The organism is Hahella sp. KA22 (assembly GCF_004135205.1).
Taxonomy (GTDB): Bacteria; Pseudomonadota; Gammaproteobacteria; order Pseudomonadales; family Oleiphilaceae; genus Hahella.
On the sequence record NZ_CP035490.1, the window covers coordinates 434494 to 454465 of the forward strand.

Here is a 19972-nt window from a genome sequence, read left to right on the forward strand (position 1 = left end):
TTCTGCGACAGCATCCGCCGGGCGCAGCCTAGCGGATGTATTTATACACGGTGTTGCGACTGACGCCCGCCGCCTTGGCGGTCTGGCTGACGTTGCCGCCGTATTCTCGATATAACCTCACGATTTTCGCTTCCAGTTCTTCTTTCGGATTGCGCATCGCCGGTCCATCACCGAAGCCATCGACATCTTCATTCAGGCTGTCTCCGTCCGGTTCCGCCAGACCAAGACCATTGAGGTCGTCATAAAAATCATCTGGGATGTGCCAGTCTTCAATCGGATCGCCATCCGCCATCGCCAGCGCCACGCTTAGAATGCTTATCAACTGGCGCACGTTGCCCGGCCAGGGGTGGTCCACCAGCATGGCGAGCACGTCAGCACTCAATGGATGATAGGTTTCCCCGGCGCTGCGAGTCAGTCTTCCATGCACGTACTCGATCAGTCTGGCTTTATCCGCACGCTCCCGTAATGGCGGCAACTCCAGATTAAGACCGGAAATACGGTAATACAGGTCTTCTCTAAACGCGCCCCGTTTAACTTCTTCTTTCAGTACACGGTTAGTGGCGGAAATGAGCTTGATGTCCACTGGGAAGGTTTCTGTGGAGCCCAGCGGCGTTACGCGGCGCTCCTGCAACACTCGCAGCAGACGGGCTTGCACTTTGAGGGGCATTTCACCGATCTCATCCAAAAACAATGTGCCTCGGTGCGCCTTACGGATCAGTCCGATTGAGCCTTTGTTGCTGGCGCCAGTAAACGCGCCTTTTTCATATCCAAACAATTCAGACTCCACCAACTCCGCCGGAATCGCCGCGCAGTTCACCGCCACCAGCGGAAACGCCTTGCGGGAACTGTGGTAATGCAGTGAGCGTACGAAAATTTCTTTACCGCTACCGGTCTCGCCATGGATCAGAATGGGAATGTCTTTTTCCATGATGCGGTTGGCCTGTTTCGCCATCCGCGCCACCCGTTCATCGCCATGCTCCAGTTCATGAAAGGGAATAACATCGTCCGGCAGTTCTTCCTCCACTATTACCGGCGCAGGCTTTTCCTTCTTACGATAATCTGGAGCGATTATCGCCGCCTGAGGGGGACGTTTAATCATCAGATGCATGCGGTACTTGCCCAACGCGGAGACCTCCATCGGCATTCCCTCTGGATGATGCCGCAGTTCCCTCAGCTTGCAATTGAAGATGTCTTCGATGTTCGCCAGAGCCAGATCATGCGCCAGCATCACTTCCGCGCGACGGTTGGCGGAAATAATGCGACCATCTTCATCGATCACGACTAACCCTGACCACGGGCTTTCCAACGCGGCGATATTCGTGTTGAAGGTGATCAACAGGTGTTCACGCTGGAAGGCGTTGTGAATCAACCGGTTCTCTACACTCAGGGTCATCAGCTTGACCATCCCCAGGGTATGGTCCTGAGGCAGGTAGGCGTCAGAAGAAATGTCTAACACTCCCACCATCTCTTTCTGCGTGTTGAATATCGGCGCCGCGGAGCCGACCATGAAACGATTGGCGCGCAAGAAATGCTCATCCCTGCCTACCTGCACCGCCGCGCCCGTGGCGATTGCGGTGCCAATAGCGTTAGTGCCCGCCCCAACCTCCGTCCAGCGGTTGCCCACCACCAGGCCATGCGCGCACTCCAACGGCGTAAAGCGCTGTTCGCCCCAGGTGTTCAACACATGGCCGCGCCGATCCGCCAATACGATCAAGCAGTTGGAGTTGGACAAAATGTGGTCGTAATAAGGCAACACCTCTTTCTGCGTGGTGTTCACCAATAACTGATGCTCTTCCAACAGCGCCGACACGTCGCCTCTTCTCAAAGCGCCGTATTGCGGGACGCTGTTATGAGTCAGCCCGTACTCTTTACAGCGACGCCAGGAATCCTCGATCAACTCCCTATGAGTTCGCGCCGTCCCCTCAGCGGCGAAGACTGATGCGTTTTTATTTTCATCTGAGTCCATAGGACCCTCGTCTTTCTGAATGGTGAGCTCGCATGAGTGTTCAAATCGGTGTTCAGGACAGTGTTCAACTGTTCACAAAACAGTCAACCTGTTCAATCATTGTTGTTAAGTGTGAACAGTTGTCAACACTTTTCGAAATGGAAAATTGTTGTCCAAGCGTTACCTTTCTTTCTCAGCGGCGACATTCGCCTCTGCAAATCATTGTTATATCTATCTAATTTGTTCAATCAGCGACAAGCGGGCGATTTGCAAAAAAGTTGGCCCGATGTTTGTATATATACCTACTCGAAAAAAACAAATTGTTCAAAAGAACATTTACGAACATATTCAAACAAGAACAAAGGTGGGATTAGCAAAATGTCCCTTGAGCTTAGAAATGTCAGTCGTATTGTTGACGGCGAAACCTGGATTAACGATGTGAACCTCACATTAAAACCGGGCTCCTTCAACGTACTCCTAGGCCGCACCCTCGCCGGTAAAACCACCCTCATGCGTTTGATGGCGGGGTTGGATAAACCCAGCAGCGGCAAAATCTTCATGAACGGCGTAGACGTTACCGGCGTGCCGGTAAAAGACCGCAATATCTCCATGGTCTACCAGCAGTTCATCAACTATCCCAACCTGACCGTCTACGAAAACATCGCGTCTCCTTTGCGTCTCGCCAATATGAGCGAAGCGAAAATCAAAGAGCGGGTGCGTGAGACGGCGTCGATGCTGCATATAGAGCCCTACCTGGACCGGCTGCCTCTGGCGCTTTCCGGCGGTCAGCAGCAGCGTACGGCGATGGCGCGCGCCCTGGTCAAAGACGCCAATATGGTTCTGTTTGACGAGCCGCTGGTGAACCTTGACTACAAGCTGCGCGAAGAGCTGCGTCAGGAATTGCGCGAGCTGTTCAAAGAGCGCAACACCATCGCTGTCTACGCCACCACTGAGCCCAACGAAGCCCTGGCTCTGGGCGGCACGACGACAGTTATCCATGAAGGGCGTGTTCTCCAACACGGTCCGACCGCGGAAGTTTACCACCGTCCGCAGGATATTCTCACTGCGGAAATGTTCAGCGAGCCGCCTATCAACGTGGTTGAAGGCCTGGTGACCGATGAAGAAGTCACCTTCGACGAAACTGTTCATTTCCCGTTGAATCAGGACTTGCGCACCCTGAAGCCAGGACGTTACAAGTTCGGCGTCAGAGCCTCCCATATTGGGCTGGTGCCGCAGAACGACGATGACCTGGAGTTATCCGTCAATGTCGATCTGGCTGAAATCAGTGGTTCTGAAACCTTCCTGCACGTTCGCAACGACCATATGAGCCTAGTGATGCACCTGTCCGGCGTACACGCTTACGACGTGGATGAGAGCATCAATATCTATTTCCCCACTCATAAATTGTATGCGTTCGATATGAGCGGACATCTGGTGCAAGCGCCGGTAAGACGCGTTGGAGTTTAAGCCATGGCAGAAATCAGACTATCTCAGTTGGCGCACTCCTATGCGCCGGTCCCCCAAAGCGACGACGACTACGCCATCCGCAAGATGGACCACGTCTGGGAGCAAGGGGGCGCTTTCGCGCTGCTAGGCCCTTCCGGCTGCGGCAAGAGCACCCTGTTGAATATTATTTCCGGACTGCTGGCGCCTTCCGACGGCGACGTGCTGTTCGACGGCAAACGCGTTAACACGCTGCCGCCGGAAGCCCGTAACATCGCTCAGGTTTTCCAGTTCCCGGTGATTTACGACACCATGACTGTGTTCGATAACCTGGCGTTTCCACTGCGCAACGTGAAAACGCCGGAACACAAGGTCAAAAGCAAAGTTCATGAGATCGCGTCCATTCTGGATCTGACTCCATTGCTGGATAAGAAAGCCAAGGGTCTGACCGCGGACGAGAAACAGAAAGTCTCCATGGGACGCGGCCTGGTGCGGGACGATGTATCCGCCATCCTGTTCGACGAGCCCCTGACGGTAATCGACCCGCACTTGAAGTGGAAACTGCGCCGCAAGCTGAAGCAGATTCACGAGCAGTTCAATATCACCATGGTGTACGTCACCCACGACCAGTTGGAGGCGTCCACTTTCGCCGACAAAATCGCGGTGATGTATGAAGGCCAGATCGTACAGTTCGGCACGCCCCGCGACCTGTTTGAAGCGCCTAACCACACCTTCGTCGGATTTTTTATCGGCAGCCCGGGCATGAATCTGGTCAGCGTGGAGCTGACGGAAAACGGCGTCACGTTCGGCGGTGTCGAACTGCCCCTGCGGCCGAAGCTGATGGAGCGTTTGAAACAGATCCGCAGCAACAACATCAAAATCGGCATCCGCCCCGAATTCGTCCATGTCTGGGATGAAGCCAACGACGAAGCCATGCAGGTCAACGTCAGGTTTGTGGAAGATCTGGGCACCTACAAAATCATGACCTTTTACCTCGGCGGCGTGGAAATGAAAGCGCGCCTGCAGGAAGACCAGAAAGTACCGCAAGGCGTCGCTTTCATCAGCTTCCCGGATCAGTGGCTCAAGGTTTATGTGGATGAATTCCTGCTGGAGGGCGACCAATGAACAAGGTAGAAAACAATAAGGCCTGGTTTCTGGTATTACCGGTATTCCTGATTGTAGCTTTCTCCGCCATCATTCCCTTGATGACGGTGGTCAACTATTCCGTGCAGGACATTTTTGACCAGAACACAGCTTATTTCGTCGGCGTCGAATGGTTCAAGCAAATGATGAACGACGCCCGTTTACATGACGCGCTGGTGCGTCAGTTCCTGTTTTCCTTCGCTGTATTGTTGATTGAAATCCCATTGGGCGTGGGCGTGGCGCTACTGATGCCGACCAAAGGCAAAGCCGCTTCTCTGAGCCTGATTCTTATCGCCCTGCCACTGTTGATTCCCTGGAACGTGGTAGGCACCATCTGGCAGATTTTCGGTCGCGCTGATATCGGTCTGTTCGGCTGGGGTATTAACGCCATGGGTATCGACTATAACTATGCTGGCGACCCGGTGGACGCATGGTTGACGGTATTGCTGATGGATGTCTGGCACTGGACGCCGCTGGTTGCGTTGCTGTGCTACTCCGGCCTGCGCGCCATTCCCGAAGTATATTACCAGGCTGCGCGCATTGACCGCGCCTCCCGCTGGGCGGTGTTCCGCTTCATTCAATTGCCGAAGCTCACCAATGTGCTGATCATTGGCGTTCTGTTGCGGTTCATGGACTCCTTCATGATCTACACCGAGCCGTTCGTATTGACCGGCGGCGGCCCCGGCAACGCCACCACCTTCCTGAGTCAGTCATTGACCAAAATGGCGGTCGGACAGTTTGACCTGGGACCTGCGGCGGCGTTCTCACTGATCTACTTCCTCATCATCCTGCTGGTTTGCTGGTTGTTCTACACCACCATCATGCATATCAGCCGCGACGACCGTTAATGAGGAGCAGGTAATGAGTCAACAAAACGTAAACCTGGCGGCCAACGTGACCGCCGACACAGGCGCAAAGGACTCCGCCAACGCAAGCAAAGGGGTAATGTCTATGTTCAGTCGCAGCAAATTTGGATTGGTGGCCTACATCGCCTTCGTGCTGCTGCCGATCTACTGGCTTCTCAATATGTCCCTCAAGACCAATGCGGAAATACTGGGCGGCCTGAGCCTGTTTCCACAGGACATCACTTTTGACAACTACGTCAAAATCTTCACGGATCCAAGCTGGTACATGGGATACGTAAACTCCATTACCTATGTCTCCCTGAACATGATCATGAGCCTGTTGATCGCGCTGCCAGCGGCGTACGCCTTCAGCCGTTACAAATTCATCGGCGACAAACATATGTTCTTCTGGCTGTTGTCCAACCGGATGGCGCCGCCCGCCGTATTCCTGCTGCCTTTCTTCCAGCTGTATTCCTCTGTCGGCCTTTTCGACACTCATCTCGCCGTCGCGTTGGCGCACTGTTTGTTCAACGTGCCGCTGGCGGTGTGGATTCTGGAAGGCTTCATGAGCGGAGTGCCTCGCGAAATTGACGAAACCGCCTATATTGATGGGTACAGTTTTCCGAAATTCTTCATCAAAATCTTCATCCCCATGATCCGTTCCGGCATTGGCGTCACAGCATTCTTCTGCTTCATGTTCTCATGGGTGGAGCTGCTTCTGGCGCGTACGCTGACCTCTGTGGACGCCAAACCCATCGCAGCCGTCATGACGCGGACCGTGTCCGCATCAGGTATCGACTGGGGCGTGCTCGCAGCCGCAGGCGTTCTCACTATTGTTCCTGGCGTATTGGTGATCTGGTTCGTCCGTAACCATGTCGCCAAAGGCTTTGCTTTGGGTCGTGTGTAAGAGGGTTTTGTATGAACTGGATGGCGTGGACTGTACCAACGGCTAGCTTCTTTACCACCATCGTGCTCATTCTGATTGCGATGACAGTTTGGGAGCTGAAGTCACCAAGTATTGAACGTAGAGGTTTTCTGCCGCTTTTGACCACCCGTGGCGACCGTCTCTTTATCGGGTTGCTCGGCAGCGCCTATATCCACCTGGCCTTTGTGGGCTTCACCAGCATGGCGGTGTGGATAGCGACGATCATTTCCCTTCTTTGGATGGGAATTGTAATGAGGTGGGGGTAAACCGCCCCCTACGTCATAGGGATTCAAAAGGACTTTGCATGGAAGCCAACCAACTAACAATTAGAGAGGTAGACATGAAAAAAAATAATAAGGTTAAACTGCCCACCGGACCAATGAAGCTACGGCTGGCCAGCTTAGCTGCGGCAGTGGCGATGGTCTCAAGTAGTGCGAGCTGGGCGGACCAGTATAGTGACGCAGCGAAGAAATGGGTGGATAGCGAGTTCACCGCTTCAACGCTGTCGAAAGAAGAACAGATGAAAGAAATGGCGTGGTTCACCGAGGCGGCGAAACGTTTCCGCGGTATGGAAATCAATGTTGCTTCCGAAACCATCACCACGCACGAGTACGAATCCAAAGTACTTGCGAAAGCATTTTATGAAATCACCGGCATCAAGATTAACCACGACCTGATTCAGGAAGGCGACGTGGTCGAAAAACTGCAGACTCAGATGCAGTCCGGCCGCAACATCTATGATGGTTACATCAACGATTCCGACTTGATCGGCACTCACTTCCGCTACGGAAAAGCCGTGCCCATCTCAGACATGATGGAAGGCGACGGCAAAGACCTGACCCTGCCGACACTGGACCTGCAAGACTTCATCGGCCTGTCCTTCACCACCGGGCCAGACGGTAAAATCTATCAGCTTCCAGACCAACAGTTCGCCAATTTGTACTGGTTCCGTTATGACTGGTTCCAGCGCGACGACCTGAAGAAAAAGTTCAAGGAAATCTACGGCTATGAGCTGGGGGTACCCAAGAACTGGTCGGCCTATGAGGACATCGCTGAGTTCTTTACCGACAAGGTCAAAAACATCGACGGTCAGCGCGTTTACGGCCACATGGATTACGGCAAGAAAGACCCCTCCCTGGGCTGGCGTTTCACTGACGCCTGGTTCTCCATGGCGGGGGCAGGCGATAAAGGTCTGCCAAACGGCATACCTGTCGACGAATGGGGTATTCGCGTCGACGGTTGTCGTCCAGTGGGCTCCAGCGTAGAACGCGGCGGCGCCACCAATGGCCCGGCTGCAGTTTACGCCACCACCAAATACGTAGATTGGCTGCGTAAGTACGCGCCGCCTGAAGCACAGGGCATGACCTTCTCTGAAGCCGGTCCGGTTCCTGCGCAAGGCAACGTCGCTCAGCAGATCTTCTGGTACACCGCATTTACCGCGGACATGACCAAACCTGGTCTGCCAGTGGTCAATGCAGACGGCACGCCGAAGTGGCGGATGGCGCCCTCTCCCAGAGGACCTTACTGGGAAGACGGCATGAAGCTGGGCTATCAGGACACCGGCTCCTGGACTTTCCTGAAGTCCACTCCGGATGATCGCCGTCTGGCGGCATGGTTGTATGCGCAGTTCACTGTAGCCAAAACCGTTTCTCTGAAGAAAACGCTGGTGGGTCTGACTCCTATTCGTGAGTCTGACATTCTGTCTGAAGAAATGACTGCTGTGGCGCCCAAACTGGGCGGTCTGGTCGAGTTCTATCGCAGCCCGGCCCGCACTCAGTGGACGCCTACCGGCACCAACGTGCCTGACTATCCGAAACTGGCCCAGTTGTGGTGGCAGTTCATTGCGGAGGCCGCCAACGGCGAGAAGACTCCGCAGCAAGCCTTGGACGGTTTGGCGGAAGCACAAGACCGAGTACTGCAGCGCCTCGAACGCGCCAATGTACAGGGCGAGTGCGGTCCCAAGCTGAACGAGAAGAAGGACCCGAGCTATTGGCTGAGTCAGCCTGGTTCTCCGAAAGCCAAACTGGCTAACGAGAAGCCCAAAGGCGAGACCGTCAGCTATGACGCTCTGATCAAGTCCTGGGAGGACGCACGCAAGTAATTGAAACCTGCCCTCAGCGTTTCAATATCCTGGGAGTTTGCCGCTTCTCACTTTGAGAAGCGGCTTTTTTTCGTGCTAAGGGAGGAAATTTCTGAGATATCAATGGCTGTGGCCTGTTTGCGCCATAGCGTCATATAACGCTCCACCAGACTCTCCGGCGCTTTTTTATCCACCAGCTCACGCAATCGCTTATTGAGAAAATCGATCAACTCCTGGTTATGGCAGGGTGATTTCTTCGACACGGTATAATAAAGCCCTTCAGAGCTGATAGGCGTGGGCAAGTGTTCAATTTCGCCTTTGAAGCCTCGGACCTCGCCGATGGCGTAGCCCTGATACAACTCATAAATCACATAATCGGTGCGCCCCAGTAGCAAGCGCTCAAACGCAAACTCAATCGAACGCACTTCTTCAATGCTCAATTGGCGCTCGGCGAATTCGTCAAATTCTTGCCCAAAGCTGTTGTTGATCAAAGTATCGCCATGGCGATCCTTAAGGTCCAGCCAGCTGTTCATCGGAAAAGCTTTGCCTTTTTTTACAAAAATAACATTGGGCATGATCATCATGGGCGGCTTGATATAGTCCATATAAGTCTGCCGCTCTTCCGTAATGAAGGCGCCGGTGAGCATATCCACCCGTCCCAATTGCGCCTCCACCTGGGCCCGGGACCATGGGCCGACGTAACGAGATTCAACAGTGATGTTTTCCGGTTCCAGCGCTATCTCCAGCAACCTTACGGCTACTCCGATAAGCTGATCCGGGTTGTCGCGATCCCGCCATAAGAATGGCGGATACTCGGGATTGCCGGTCACATTCAGCGTATCGCACACTCCCACTGAGGCGGCGGAGGCTGACGTGGCGGACAACAACAGCGCTAACGCCAGACCGGCAAGGCTACGAGGCGTACGGCTATAGCGGTGAAAACGAGGTGGTGCGCCCATAATTCCCCAGATAAAGCCTTGATGATTTACTTAAATAGTAGTCGATAAATGCCATTCCCGCGTCAGACCTGCTTGAACCCGCAAGAGAACATTTCAACGATATCGTCGCCTCAGCTACTTATTGATAATCATTTTCATTTGTGTATGATTATTGTTTTTCGTCATTGATCCCCAAATTAGTCTTGCAGCCCGGCGATCCACTCCATCGCAACAGCGTTTCAGCGCCGGACGCAAAGGGAGGCGTAGTGGAATTTCTTTCTGAATACCTTGATCTCACCATTTTCGGCATCCTGGGCCTGATGAGCTTCACTGTCGTCTGGCTATCCATCGAACGCTGGCTGTTCATGCGCGCCCTGTCGCTACCGGATTACCAAAATTTCGATCGACTCACTGTCGACCTGACCAAACACCTCACCACTATTTCCAGCATCGGCGCCAACGCCCCTTATGTTGGCCTGTTGGGCACCGTCGCCGGCATTCTGCTGACCTTTTATCAGATCGGCCAAAGCGGCAATGTGGAAGTGGGCGCCATCATGAGCGGCCTGGCGCTGGCGCTGAAAGCCACCGCCCTGGGCCTGCTGGTGGCGATCCCCACCCTGATGATTTACAACGCGCTGACCCGCAAAGTAGAAGTCACACAGGCGCTTTGGCGCGCCGATAGAGATACCCGCCAGGGAAGCCAGGCCCACTATGAAAAAGTTTGATCAGATCAACGTCATTCCGTTTATCGACATCATGCTGGTGCTCCTGGCCATTGTGCTGACCACCGCCACCTTCGTGGTGCAGGGCAAAATCCCCATTGAGTTGCCCAGTGCGGAAAACGTTTCCAACAAATCCGCGCCGGAACACGCGGTCAATATCGTTATCGACAAGGAAAATCTTTACTACTACCAGGATGAAGCCGCGTCTCTGGAACAATTGGAAGGTCGCCTGAAAGCGCTGGGAAAATCCAGCCCGATCACTCTCAAGGTCGACAGTCAGGCGGATTTCAAAAGCTTTGTAGCGGTCGCCGACCTGCTGCAGAAATATTCATTGACCAATTTCTCCGTACTCGCCAGTCGTAACCAATGAAACGCCATATCATCGGAATCACCGTCGCCCTGTGCCTGCATGTTTCGCTCGCAGTCTGGCTGATATCCGGCGTCTCATCGCCAGCGCCGGCTCCCATCGCCGCCGCGCCAGTGTCCCTGGTGCTGTCGCAAATGCGCATCGTCGAGCAACAGATCGAGGCGAAGCAACCGGAAGCGGAGCCAGCGCCGGAAGTGGAAGAGGTGGTGGAAGCCGAACAGCCGGTCATTGAAGAGCCCGAGCCTGAAATCGTAGAGGAAACGCCTAAACCGGTGGAGACGCCTCCCGAGCCCAAGCCGGAGGTGGCCAAGGTGGAAAAGCCGATAGAGCCTAAACAGCCCGTCAAGAAAAAGCCTGAGCCGAAAAAAGTCGTCGAAAAGGTGAAGACGCCGCAGCCGACCAAGAAAGAAGAAGTCGCCAAAGTCGACCCTGAACCCAACAAGGAAATGGCGGAAAAACCCGTTCCTTCGCCAGACCCGCGAACAGAAATATCCTCAGCGCCGGCCATTGCGGAGCAGCCGCAGCTAAGCTCAGCGCAAATCGTTAATATTGAACAGGCCTATATCAATGCGTTGCAATTGGCCCTGGAGAAGAACAAGAGGTACCCGCTGAGCGCCAAGCGCCGCCGCCAGGAAGGCACCAGCACGGTGGAGTTCACGATTACGAAAAGCGGCGATATTGCGGAAGTGCGCTTGCGGGACAGCTCCGGTATTTCCCGTCTGGACGAAGCCGCCGTCAAAGCGTTGGTCACCTTGGCCCAGTTCCAGCCTATCCCAGATGAGCTTGAGCGCACCCATTGGAAAATGGCGGTGCCGATTCGGTTTCAGTTGAATTGATTTGGCGTGATAAAAAATAAGGTGGAGCCGGCTATCGCCGTCCACCTTACTTCCATTCTGACTAAGTTATTAATATGGCAATGATATTGGCATGTTAATAACTAGGCGCATGGATGCGCCTGCGCGGCGGCTAGCCTCGGGAGACAGGGCCTGACCTGTGCAGGCCCTGTCGTTGCAGACAAATAGAAGGAAGCTATTTGACTGCCTGATTAATAATACGACCCGACTCAGCGCGCTCAGTCCTCGTCGTCTTCCTCAACGCCATCTGACTTGTGAAAGCCCATTGGCGCGTAGTGAGACACATTGCGAATCTCCGCGACGAAGTCATAGGCGTCGCCAGGGAAATAAGAACGCGTGAATTCGATGGGAACGCCATCTTCCAACAAGCCCAAGCGCTCGATATAGAGAACGGCGCTGTCCACAGGAATATCCAACAGCTTGGCGCGGGTCTCATCAATGGAAATAGCCCGCAAACGCTGCAGCGCCTTGACCGGACGCAACCCCTTTTCCGCCAGCGCTTCATACAGCGACCCGGTGACTTCAAACGGATTATCCAGAAACTGTCGCGGTATCGTCGCCACTTCCAGCCCCATGGGTTTATCATCCGCCAGACGCAGACGATGGAAACGCACCACTTCACTATCCACCGCCAGCTTCAGCGCAACGCGTTCATCTTCGTGAGGCACGCCGACGGAACGGTCCAGCCAGCGAGAGCCCGGCTTCTTGCCGCGCTCCTGCATGATCTCAGAGAAACTCTTGAGATAGTTCAGCGGCTGTTCCACGCGCTCGGTCACAAATGTTCCCGCGCCCTGACGTTGGGTCAGCAGGCCTTCTTCCACCAGATCGTCGATAGCGCGCCTGACAGTGACGCGGGAAACTTTCATGGCGGCGGCGATTTCACGCTCCGCGGGCACCACATCGCCGGCGCGCAACACGCCAGCGTCCACCGCCTCGCGGATCTTGGTCTGCAACTGCAGATACAACGGCGCGGAATGCCGCGAGATTTGCTCCGGAATTCCGAAGATTTTAGTAATCAGACTGTCTGGTTTGCTCATAGCGTCTTGACGTAGGTTCTTAGCAGTAGATTTGCTTTTTGAGCTGCGAGAAGACGCTAGCATAGCAGAAACTTGAATAAAGTCAGGTATTTCCACCGGCTGCCTGCCTAATCATGGCAGCCGCCGGCGCATCGGCTTCCGCTGCCGTTAATCGTTTGAAAGCCAGTCCCTGCGCATTGAATACATGAACATTCTGCGGTTGATAGTCAGCGTATATCTCGTCGCCCACTTTCACTTCCGTTTCGCCGTCTCCACGCACGACAACTTCAGATCCATCCGTCAATGTCATGTATATATAACTGACTTCACCCAAATGCTCGACCAGGTTAATTTTTCCTTTTAACCGGCCTTCGCCGTGAAGGCTTTCCTGCAAATGTTCAGGTCGCACGCCGACCGTCACTTCTTCGCCAACAGCAATGGCGCCGCTTTCCACGCGGGCTTCCACTTCAACGCCGTCAGCCAGTTTCACATAAATGGCGCCCTCTGCTTTCACCGAGACTTTGCCTTTCATGAAATTCATTTTCGGCGAACCGATGAAGCCCGCGACAAACTGCGTGCGAGGATGACGATACAGCTCCAGGGGCGAACCGCATTGCTCCACCCTGCCCTTGTTCATCACCACGATCTTATCGCCCAGGGTCATGGCCTCGACCTGATCATGGGTAACGTAGATGATGGTTGCGTCCAGGTCTTTATGCAGCTTGCCGATCTCTACCCGGGTCTGCACCCGCAGCGCGGCGTCCAGATTGGAGAGCGGTTCGTCGAACAGAAACACATTGGGATCGCGCACGATCGCGCGCCCTATCGCCACCCGCTGACGCTGGCCGCCGGACAATTCCCGGGGCAAACGCTCCAACAGATGATCGATCTGCAGGATCTTGGCGGCGTGCTCCACTTTTTCCCGCACGTAGTTCTTGTCCTTGCCGGAGATTTTCAGGCCAAAAGCCATGTTTTTGAACACTGACATATGCGGGTACAGAGCGTAGGACTGAAACACCATGGCGATGCCGCGCTTGGCGGGGGGCTGATGATTCACCACTTTATTGTCGATCAGCAGTTCGCCGCCGCTAATGTCCTCTAAACCGGCGATCAGACGCAGCAAGGTGGACTTGCCGCATCCAGACGCGCCCACCAGCACCACAAACTCGCCGTGCTTGATGTCCAGATCTATGCCGTGCAGGACATTGACCTGGCCGTAACTCTTCTTGATCTGTTTAAGTTGTACGTCAGCCATTATTCACCTCTTGTCCGACATAGCCCCGCCGGTGCGCCGGAACGCAGGCCACGAATATAGATTACGCCGCTCATTTCACCGCTCCCGCCGTCAGGCCTCGGATCAATTGGCGTGAAAATACCAGATACAGCACCAGCACCGGCGCAATCGCCAGCGTCAGAGAGGACAACACCGCATTCCAGTCCGTCACGAACTGACCGATAAACTGCTGCACGCCCAGTGTAATGGTTTGCGTGCTTTCGCCCGGGGCCAGAATCAGCGGGAACCACAAATCGTTCCAGATAGGAATCATGGTAAATACCGCCACTGTCGCCATCGCAGGACGAATCAAGGGCAGCACGATCTGGAAGAAGATTTTGTACTCGCTGACATTATCGCAGCGAGCCGCCTCTTTCAGCTCTTTCGGAATGGTGCGAATAAACTCTGACAGGATATACACCGCCAGCGGCAGCCCCTGCGCAATATACACGAGCACGAGAGATGTCCGCGTGTTCACCAGATCAAGATCCACCATCAATTGCAGGATGCTCACCGTGCCCAGACGAATTGGAATCATGATGCCCATGGCGAATAGCGCCGCGATAAACAGCGCGCCGCGAAAGCGGTACTCCGTCAACGCCCAGGCCGCCATGGCGCCGAACAACAACACGAAGAACAGCGACAACACTGTCACGATCAGGCTGTTGAAGAAAAATACATCGAATGAGGAGCGCGCCAGCACTTCCTCAAAACCGACCAGCGTGAAACTGCTCGCGTCCGGCAACCCGAGAGGGTCGTTAAAGATCGCCTTACGGGTTTTGAATGAGTTGATCAGAATCACCAGAATCGGGAACAAAGCGATGACGGTGTAGGTCAGCAACACTGCGTGCACCATCAACTTTTTACCGAGATCCGGTTTTAACGTCAGTTTATTCATACCACTCCAAGGCATAGCCAGCGTCATCTTGTTTAGCATAGTTCGCCTCCCCGTTACAGTTGGAAGCGCTGGATGCGCCGTTGTACGAAGAACAGGTAAATCGCCACGCCGATAAGGATAATCAGGAACATCAGCGTCGCCACCGCCGCGCCCATAGTGGGGCTGCCCTGCTGCAGCTGGAAGCCGAAGAAGGTGCGGTAGAACAAGGTGCCCATGATGTCCGTGGAGAAATTGGGGCCCGCCAGCGCGCCTTTCACTGCATATATCAGTTCAAAAGCGTTGAAGTTGGCGACGAAGGTCAGTATCGACACCATGCTGATGGTAGGCAGCAATAAAGGCAGTTTGATATTCCAGAAGATCTGCCAGCTGTTGGCGCCATCCACCACACCGGCGTCATTGAGATCCTCAGGAATATTCAGTAGTGCGGCGTAAATCAGCATCATGGGAATGCCGACGAACTGCCACACGGAAATCAACGACAGCGTCACTAACGCCGTGCCTTCTTTCCCAAGCCAGGCGTCGAAGTAATCGCCCAGTCCGATGTTGTACATGAAGTCTTCGGAAATCCCCCAAAGCGGGCTCAGCAATAACTGCCACACGAAGCCGACAATCACCACCGACAACATGGTCGGCATGAACAGCAAAGTGCGGTAGGTTCCACTCAGGCGCAAGCGCGGAGAACTCAGTAACAGCGCCAGCAGCAGACCAATCGGGTTCTGCAGCAACATGTGGATAACGAAGAACTTGAGATTGTTTTTCAGGGCGTTCCAGAACGGTTCTGACCATACCTCGCTAAACAGGAGATTGGCGTAGTTCTGCATACCGACAAAAAAGGTGGCGCCGCTTTCGTCTTCACTGAAAAAGCCCAGCCTTAGCGTATCCAGCAACGGGTATACGCTGACAGTCAGATAAATCAGCAGTCCCGGCGCTAGAAAGACCAGGATATGCCAGGGAAAAGGTTTGCGTATATCAGAGTGAGTCATAATCGCTACACCAAGCCGGTGAGAGACGGAAGTCCGCCCCGGTTTGCCTTTGCACAGGCGATAAAGCGTCTGCGGCTGTATTTATTATGCGCCCGGGCGCTCCTTATCACAGAGCGCCGGGCCAGGATCTTCGCTAGCGGAAGATTACATGTGCGGCTGATACCAGGTTTTCAGGCCTTTTTCGACTTCTTCCGCCGCCGCTTTAGGCGCCATGGAGCCATTCAGTACCTGCACAGTCACGTTCCAAAGCTGGTTTTCCATATTGGGCGTGCCGCGAGACAGAATCTGGTAGGAGTTGCGAATGGTCTGTTCGCACTGGCCGCGCCAGCTCAGGAATTCGCTCGCCACAGGATCTTTGATGGAAATCTTGTGGTTGCCCAGCGGAAAGAAACCTGGCAACTGGTTAGCATACAACTCTGCGAACTCCGGACCTGCCATCCAGGATAGGAAAATACGGGCTTCCTTCTTGTTGGCGGAAGACGCATTCAGGCCCATGCCGATATCAGTGTGATCGCTGATGTAGCAGGTTTTCTGACCATCGGGCGTTGGCGGAGGAAAGGCGCCGAATTCAAAGTCGGCCTGCTCATTGAAGGTGGTGATATCCCAGGAGCCAGCGGGATAGATAGCGCCGCGACCCAGGGTGAACAGGTTCTGCGAATCCGCATATTTCTGCGCTTGATAGCCACGGCCCAGGAAGGGTTTCCATTTCGCCAGATGCTCCCACACCTTCACGTACTCGGGGTCGGTCAGCTTTTCTTTGCCGTCGATCAGGGCCTTGCGTCCTTCTTCCCCTTTCCAGTAATTGGGACCGACATTCTGGAAGCCCATGGTGGCGGCTTCCCACTGGTCCGCAGTGCCCATTACCAGCGGCGTATAACGGGATTCATCCTTGATCTTCTCCAGTACCTTGAAGAAATCGGATTCCGTCTTAGGCACAGACAGACCAAGCTCTTTGAAAATTTCCTTATTGTAGATATAACCATGAATGACCGAGGCCATTGGCAGGCAGAACACATCTTTACCGTCGTCAGTGGACCATGCGGTTTTGGCGACCTCAGGGAAGTTATTCATGCCATCAAGATCGTTCAACTTCTCCAGATTGCCCTTCTGATAAAGAGCCAGGGATACATCAAACGGGCGGCAGGTGATCAGATCGCCAGCCGTGCCCGCCTGAAGCTTAGCCTGTAGAGCCGAGTTGTAATCTGCGGGAGGTGTGGGGGTAAAAGTAACTTTGATATCGGGGTGACTTTTATTGAAGGCGGGAATGATGACGTCGTTCCAGACTTTGGCGTCGTCGTTGCGCCAGCTTTCGATGACCAGCTTGTCGCCGGCTTCTGCAGTTAATGTCGTCAGGGCGAAAACGCCCAACCCGATCTTCGCCGCATGGCGAAACGCACCCTTTATTGTTAAAAAGCTCATCGCTTGTTTCTCCCATAGAGGTTGTTAGTGATTCAACAGCTCGTACTCAATACCGGAGAATAATTGGTATTTTTATTTGACAATACCAATATAAACCCATTGCAAAGTGGTAATCAAGCCTTCATAGCGCTGAAATTTAATACCTTTGTCCAAAAATGGCGCCTTTATCTAAATTTGGGGCTGTTATTCGTCCGCATGTGCGCTTATTATATTAATGGTATTAAAAAGGTATTGTCTTGATCGAACGTCCCGGATGCTTGCTTCAGAGGGCGTTGAATCAGCAGGAGATCTTATGCGCGTCATCATCGCAGATTCCCCGGAAGCAGTGGCCCGGATGGGCGCCGAACAGTGCATTCGTTTATTACAGGACAAACCGGCTGCGGTCCTGGGTCTCGCCACTGGCAGCACGCCCATTGCATTGTATGCACACTTGATTCAGCGGCGCCAGCAGGGAGAGGTGAGCTTCCGTCAGGTACGCACCTTTAATCTGGACGAGTACATTGGTATTGCTCCGCAACATCCGCAGAGCTACCGTAGCTTCATGCAGAAGCAGTTATTCGACCACATTGATATTCTTCCCGAGAACACTCATATCCCTAGCGGCATGGGCGATCCCGTTGCGGAGTCCCGCGCCTATGAAGATAAAATCCATAGCGCCGGCGGCATTGATCTGCAGATACTGGGGCTTGGCCGCAATGGTCATATCGGTTTTAATGAGCCCACTTCCAGCCTGAGCTCTCGCACCCGCGCGAAAACCCTGACCCAGGAAACCATTCGCGATAACAGCCGCTTTTTTTCCGCTGACGAAGAGCAGCCGCATCTGGCCATCACCATGGGCATTGGTACGATCCTCGATGCGCGCAAAGTCATGCTGCTGGCGGCGGGCGCCGCTAAAGCGGATGCGGTCAAAGCCATGGTGGAAGGGCCAATCAGCGCCATGCACCCAGCTTCCGCCTTGCAAATGCATCCGTCCGCGCTGGTGATCGTGGATACGGACGCCGCCTCCAAACTGGAGCTGATCGACTATTATCGTTGGGTGCAGAGCGAAACTTTACGCGTACAGGGGGCCTATTTGTGACGCAGCAACCTATGTATCTCGGCGTCGACGGCGGCGGCACCTCCTGTCGCGCCCGACTCTGCGCCGCCGATGGCCGCCTCCTCGGCGAAGGCTTCGCAGGCGGCGCCAATCCGCGCCTGGGCCTTGACTTCGCCTACGCCAATATTATGCTGGCCACCCGCCAGGCGCTGACGGCGGCGAATCTGGATGACGAGGCGCTGCCTTATATTCACGCGGGCTTTGGTCTGGCGGGGGTCGCGCAGAAGAAAGAACGGGAACTGGTATTGAACCATCCTCACCCGTTCGCGGATCTGGCCCTGCTTACCGACGCTCATACCGCCTGTCTGGGAGCCTTCAACGGCGCTAACGGCGGCATATTAATCATGGGCACCGGCTCCTGCGCCGTAGCCACCATAGATCATGAATTTCATATACTGGGCGGCTGGGGTTTCCCGGTATCGGATTGCGGCAGCGGCGCCTGGCTCGGCCTGAACACGCTGCGTCACTCCCTGCTGGCGTTCGAAAGACTGCAGCCGGCCTCGGCGCTGACCGACGCCGTCATGCAGCGCTTCGACAACAACCAGGAAAACGTCGTGGCCTGGATGGATCAGGCCAAACCCAGAGATTACGCCGCTTTCGTTCCACTGGTGTTCGAGCACGCCCGCCTGGATGACCCCGTCGCTACGCAGTTATTGGCGAAAACCGCCGATGAAGCGGCGTTGATGATTCGCGGCCTGATTAATCTGGGCGCGCCCGCCGTCTGCATCATGGGGGGCCTGAGCGAAGCCATTGTCCCCTGGTTGCCGCGGGATATTACGCCTTACCTGACCTCTCCTTTGGGGGACGCGCTGGACGGCGCCATCTTACTGATCAAACAGAAGTCCGAGATAAGCGAATGCTAACAGCCTTAACTGATGGCCGGATTTTTACCGGCGAGACCCTACTCTCGCAACAAGCGTTAATCATCGAAGGCGGACGCATTCACAGCATCACGCCCGAACATCAAATTCCCGCAGATGCGGTCCGTCTCTCTCTGAATGGAATGTTGTTGGCCCCAGGATATATCGATGTTCAGGTCAACGGCGGCGGCGGCGCGTTGTTCAATGACAACCCCAGCCCGGCTGTGCTGCGGGAAATGGGCGCCGCTCATCGGCGCTACGGCACTACCGCTTTCATGCCGACGCTGATCACTGACACCCGCGACAAAATGGATGCCGCGGTGCGTGCGGTGGATGCCGCATTGCGCGAGGGCGCGCCGGGTATACTCGGCATTCATTTGGAAGGCCCTTACCTGAACGTAGCCCGCAAAGGCGTTCATCGAGAAGCCGTCATTCGCGAGCCAGAAGCCGACGCCCTGCAATTGCTCAGCAGCCTGGGCGATATCGGCGTCACCATCGTCACCCTGGCGCCGGAGAAAGTGCCAGAGGGTTTTGTCCGCAAGCTAAGGGAACGCGGCGTCCATGTTTGCCTGGGGCATACGGCCGCCAGCTACGAGCAAGTGCATCAGGCGCTGGCGGAAGGGGCGACAGGTTTTACTCACCTGTTCAACGCCATGACGCCGCTGCGCAATCGCGATCCTGGCGTCGTCGGCGCTGCGCTGGATGACGCTGACAGCTGGTGTGGCCTGATCGCGGACAATCATCATGTGCATCCAGCCACCATGCGTATCGCCCTGCGCGCCAAGGCTCAGGGAAAAATCATGCTAGTCACCGACGCCATGCATTCTGTCGGTATGCCGGGTGAAGAATTCGAGTTGCTGGGCGAAAAACTGGTGCGCTGTAACGGTCGACTGGCGACAGAGCAAGGCGTACTGGCGGGATCAGACCTGGATATGGCCACCGCTGTGCGTAATACGGTCAGCGCCATTGGCCTCGACGTAGAGGAAGCGCTACGTATGGCTTCGCTGTATCCCGCGCAATTCCTGGGGATTGATGACGAGTACGGCCGTATTGCGCCGGGATATCGCGCTGATTTGGTATTGTTGAATGACCAATTAGAGGTCGAGGGAACCTGGATAGGCGGGGTGAAAGACTAAATACCTGGAGCGCCCCGCTGACGCCCCTT

Annotated in this window: 19 protein-coding genes; 12 read left to right on the top strand and 7 right to left on the bottom strand. The window is 54.8% G+C overall.

The features are described from left to right. Nucleotides 1-28: 28 nt before the first annotated feature. A complete protein-coding gene (locus tag EUZ85_RS01995; RefSeq protein ID WP_127974285.1) occupies nucleotides 29-1966 on the bottom strand; it encodes a sigma-54-dependent Fis family transcriptional regulator in 1938 nt (645 codons plus the stop codon). Nucleotides 1967-2323: 357 nt separating this feature from the next. Here EUZ85_RS01995 and EUZ85_RS02000 point away from each other — a divergent pair, with 357 nt between their 5' ends. From EUZ85_RS02000 to EUZ85_RS02025, 6 genes are all read left to right on the top strand, one after another. Then, complete coding sequence (locus tag EUZ85_RS02000) at nucleotides 2324-3412, top strand: ABC transporter ATP-binding protein (RefSeq protein ID WP_127974286.1); 1089 nt, start codon at nucleotides 2324-2326, stop codon at nucleotides 3410-3412. 3 nt (nucleotides 3413-3415) lie between these two features. Then, nucleotides 3416-4513 (top strand): ABC transporter ATP-binding protein, encoded by a 1098-nt coding sequence (locus tag EUZ85_RS02005; RefSeq protein ID WP_127974287.1) that lies wholly within the window; start codon nucleotides 3416-3418, stop codon nucleotides 4511-4513. Next, a complete protein-coding gene (locus EUZ85_RS02010; protein ID WP_011400634.1) occupies nucleotides 4510-5379 on the top strand; it encodes a carbohydrate ABC transporter permease in 870 nt (289 codons plus the stop codon). The genes EUZ85_RS02005 and EUZ85_RS02010 overlap by 4 nt, the downstream gene beginning before the upstream one ends. Before the next feature lie 103 nt (nucleotides 5380-5482). After that, nucleotides 5483-6283 (top strand): carbohydrate ABC transporter permease, encoded by an 801-nt coding sequence (locus EUZ85_RS02015; protein WP_041600129.1) that lies wholly within the window; start codon nucleotides 5483-5485, stop codon nucleotides 6281-6283. An 11-nt stretch (nucleotides 6284-6294) separates the two neighbouring features. Next, nucleotides 6295-6567 carry a DUF2160 domain-containing protein gene (locus EUZ85_RS02020; RefSeq protein WP_041599056.1) on the top strand — a complete coding sequence of 91 codons (273 nt, stop codon included), beginning with the start codon at nucleotides 6295-6297 and terminating at the stop codon, nucleotides 6565-6567. Nucleotides 6568-6641: 74 nt separating this feature from the next. After that, entirely contained in the window at nucleotides 6642-8402 is a 1761-nt protein-coding gene (locus EUZ85_RS02025; RefSeq protein ID WP_206617983.1) for an ABC transporter substrate-binding protein, read from the top strand. A 47-nt stretch (nucleotides 8403-8449) separates the two neighbouring features. Here EUZ85_RS02025 and EUZ85_RS02030 read toward each other — a convergent pair whose 3' ends face one another. Then, nucleotides 8450-9340: an ABC transporter substrate-binding protein gene (locus EUZ85_RS02030; protein WP_127974288.1), complete on the bottom strand. Its 891-nt coding sequence runs from the start codon at nucleotides 9338-9340 to the stop codon at nucleotides 8450-8452. A gap of 245 nt (nucleotides 9341-9585) precedes the next feature. On the opposite strand from EUZ85_RS02030, the gene exbB reads away from it, so the two are divergent. The 3 genes from exbB to EUZ85_RS02045 are packed head-to-tail and all read left to right on the top strand — an operon-like array spanning nucleotide 9586 to nucleotide 11244. Continuing rightward, nucleotides 9586-10044, top strand: coding sequence for a TonB-system energizer ExbB (gene exbB / locus EUZ85_RS02035; protein ID WP_127974289.1), 459 nt, complete (start codon nucleotides 9586-9588; stop codon nucleotides 10042-10044). Next, a complete protein-coding gene (exbD, locus tag EUZ85_RS02040) occupies nucleotides 10031-10411 on the top strand; it encodes a TonB system transport protein ExbD (RefSeq protein ID WP_127974290.1) in 381 nt (126 codons plus the stop codon). The genes exbB and exbD overlap by 14 nt, the downstream gene beginning before the upstream one ends. After that, entirely contained in the window at nucleotides 10408-11244 is an 837-nt protein-coding gene (locus tag EUZ85_RS02045) for an energy transducer TonB (protein ID WP_127974291.1), read from the top strand. The genes exbD and EUZ85_RS02045 overlap by 4 nt, the downstream gene beginning before the upstream one ends. Nucleotides 11245-11480: 236 nt before the next feature. On the opposite strand, the gene EUZ85_RS02050 is transcribed toward EUZ85_RS02045, so the two are convergent. The 5 genes from EUZ85_RS02050 to EUZ85_RS02070 form a co-directional block, all read right to left on the bottom strand. Beyond that, nucleotides 11481-12299, bottom strand: a complete 819-nt coding sequence (locus tag EUZ85_RS02050; RefSeq protein WP_164887419.1) for a GntR family transcriptional regulator — start codon at nucleotides 12297-12299, stop codon at nucleotides 11481-11483. An 82-nt stretch (nucleotides 12300-12381) separates the two neighbouring features. Next, on the bottom strand, nucleotides 12382-13533 hold the full coding sequence (locus EUZ85_RS02055; RefSeq protein ID WP_127974293.1) for an ABC transporter ATP-binding protein: 1152 nt from the start codon (nucleotides 13531-13533) through the stop codon (nucleotides 12382-12384). A gap of 70 nt (nucleotides 13534-13603) precedes the next feature. Continuing rightward, nucleotides 13604-14488, bottom strand: a complete 885-nt coding sequence (locus tag EUZ85_RS02060; protein WP_127974294.1) for a carbohydrate ABC transporter permease — start codon at nucleotides 14486-14488, stop codon at nucleotides 13604-13606. Nucleotides 14489-14502: 14 nt separating this feature from the next. After that, entirely contained in the window at nucleotides 14503-15432 is a 930-nt protein-coding gene (locus EUZ85_RS02065) for a carbohydrate ABC transporter permease (RefSeq protein WP_127974295.1), read from the bottom strand. A 144-nt stretch (nucleotides 15433-15576) separates the two neighbouring features. Then, a complete protein-coding gene (locus tag EUZ85_RS02070; RefSeq protein WP_127974296.1) occupies nucleotides 15577-16851 on the bottom strand; it encodes an ABC transporter substrate-binding protein in 1275 nt (424 codons plus the stop codon). A gap of 292 nt (nucleotides 16852-17143) precedes the next feature. Between EUZ85_RS02070 and nagB the strand changes: the two genes are divergently transcribed. The 3 genes from nagB to nagA are packed head-to-tail and all read left to right on the top strand — an operon-like array spanning nucleotide 17144 to nucleotide 19943. Continuing rightward, nucleotides 17144-17929 carry a glucosamine-6-phosphate deaminase gene (gene nagB, locus EUZ85_RS02075; protein WP_127974297.1) on the top strand — a complete coding sequence of 262 codons (786 nt, stop codon included), beginning with the start codon at nucleotides 17144-17146 and terminating at the stop codon, nucleotides 17927-17929. Next, entirely contained in the window at nucleotides 17926-18810 is an 885-nt protein-coding gene (locus EUZ85_RS02080) for a BadF/BadG/BcrA/BcrD ATPase family protein (RefSeq protein WP_241566929.1), read from the top strand. The genes nagB and EUZ85_RS02080 overlap by 4 nt, the downstream gene beginning before the upstream one ends. Continuing rightward, on the top strand, nucleotides 18804-19943 hold the full coding sequence (nagA, locus tag EUZ85_RS02085; protein ID WP_127974298.1) for an N-acetylglucosamine-6-phosphate deacetylase: 1140 nt from the start codon (nucleotides 18804-18806) through the stop codon (nucleotides 19941-19943). Before EUZ85_RS02080 ends, nagA begins: the two co-directional genes overlap by 7 nt. Nucleotides 19944-19972: the final 29 nt, after the last annotated feature.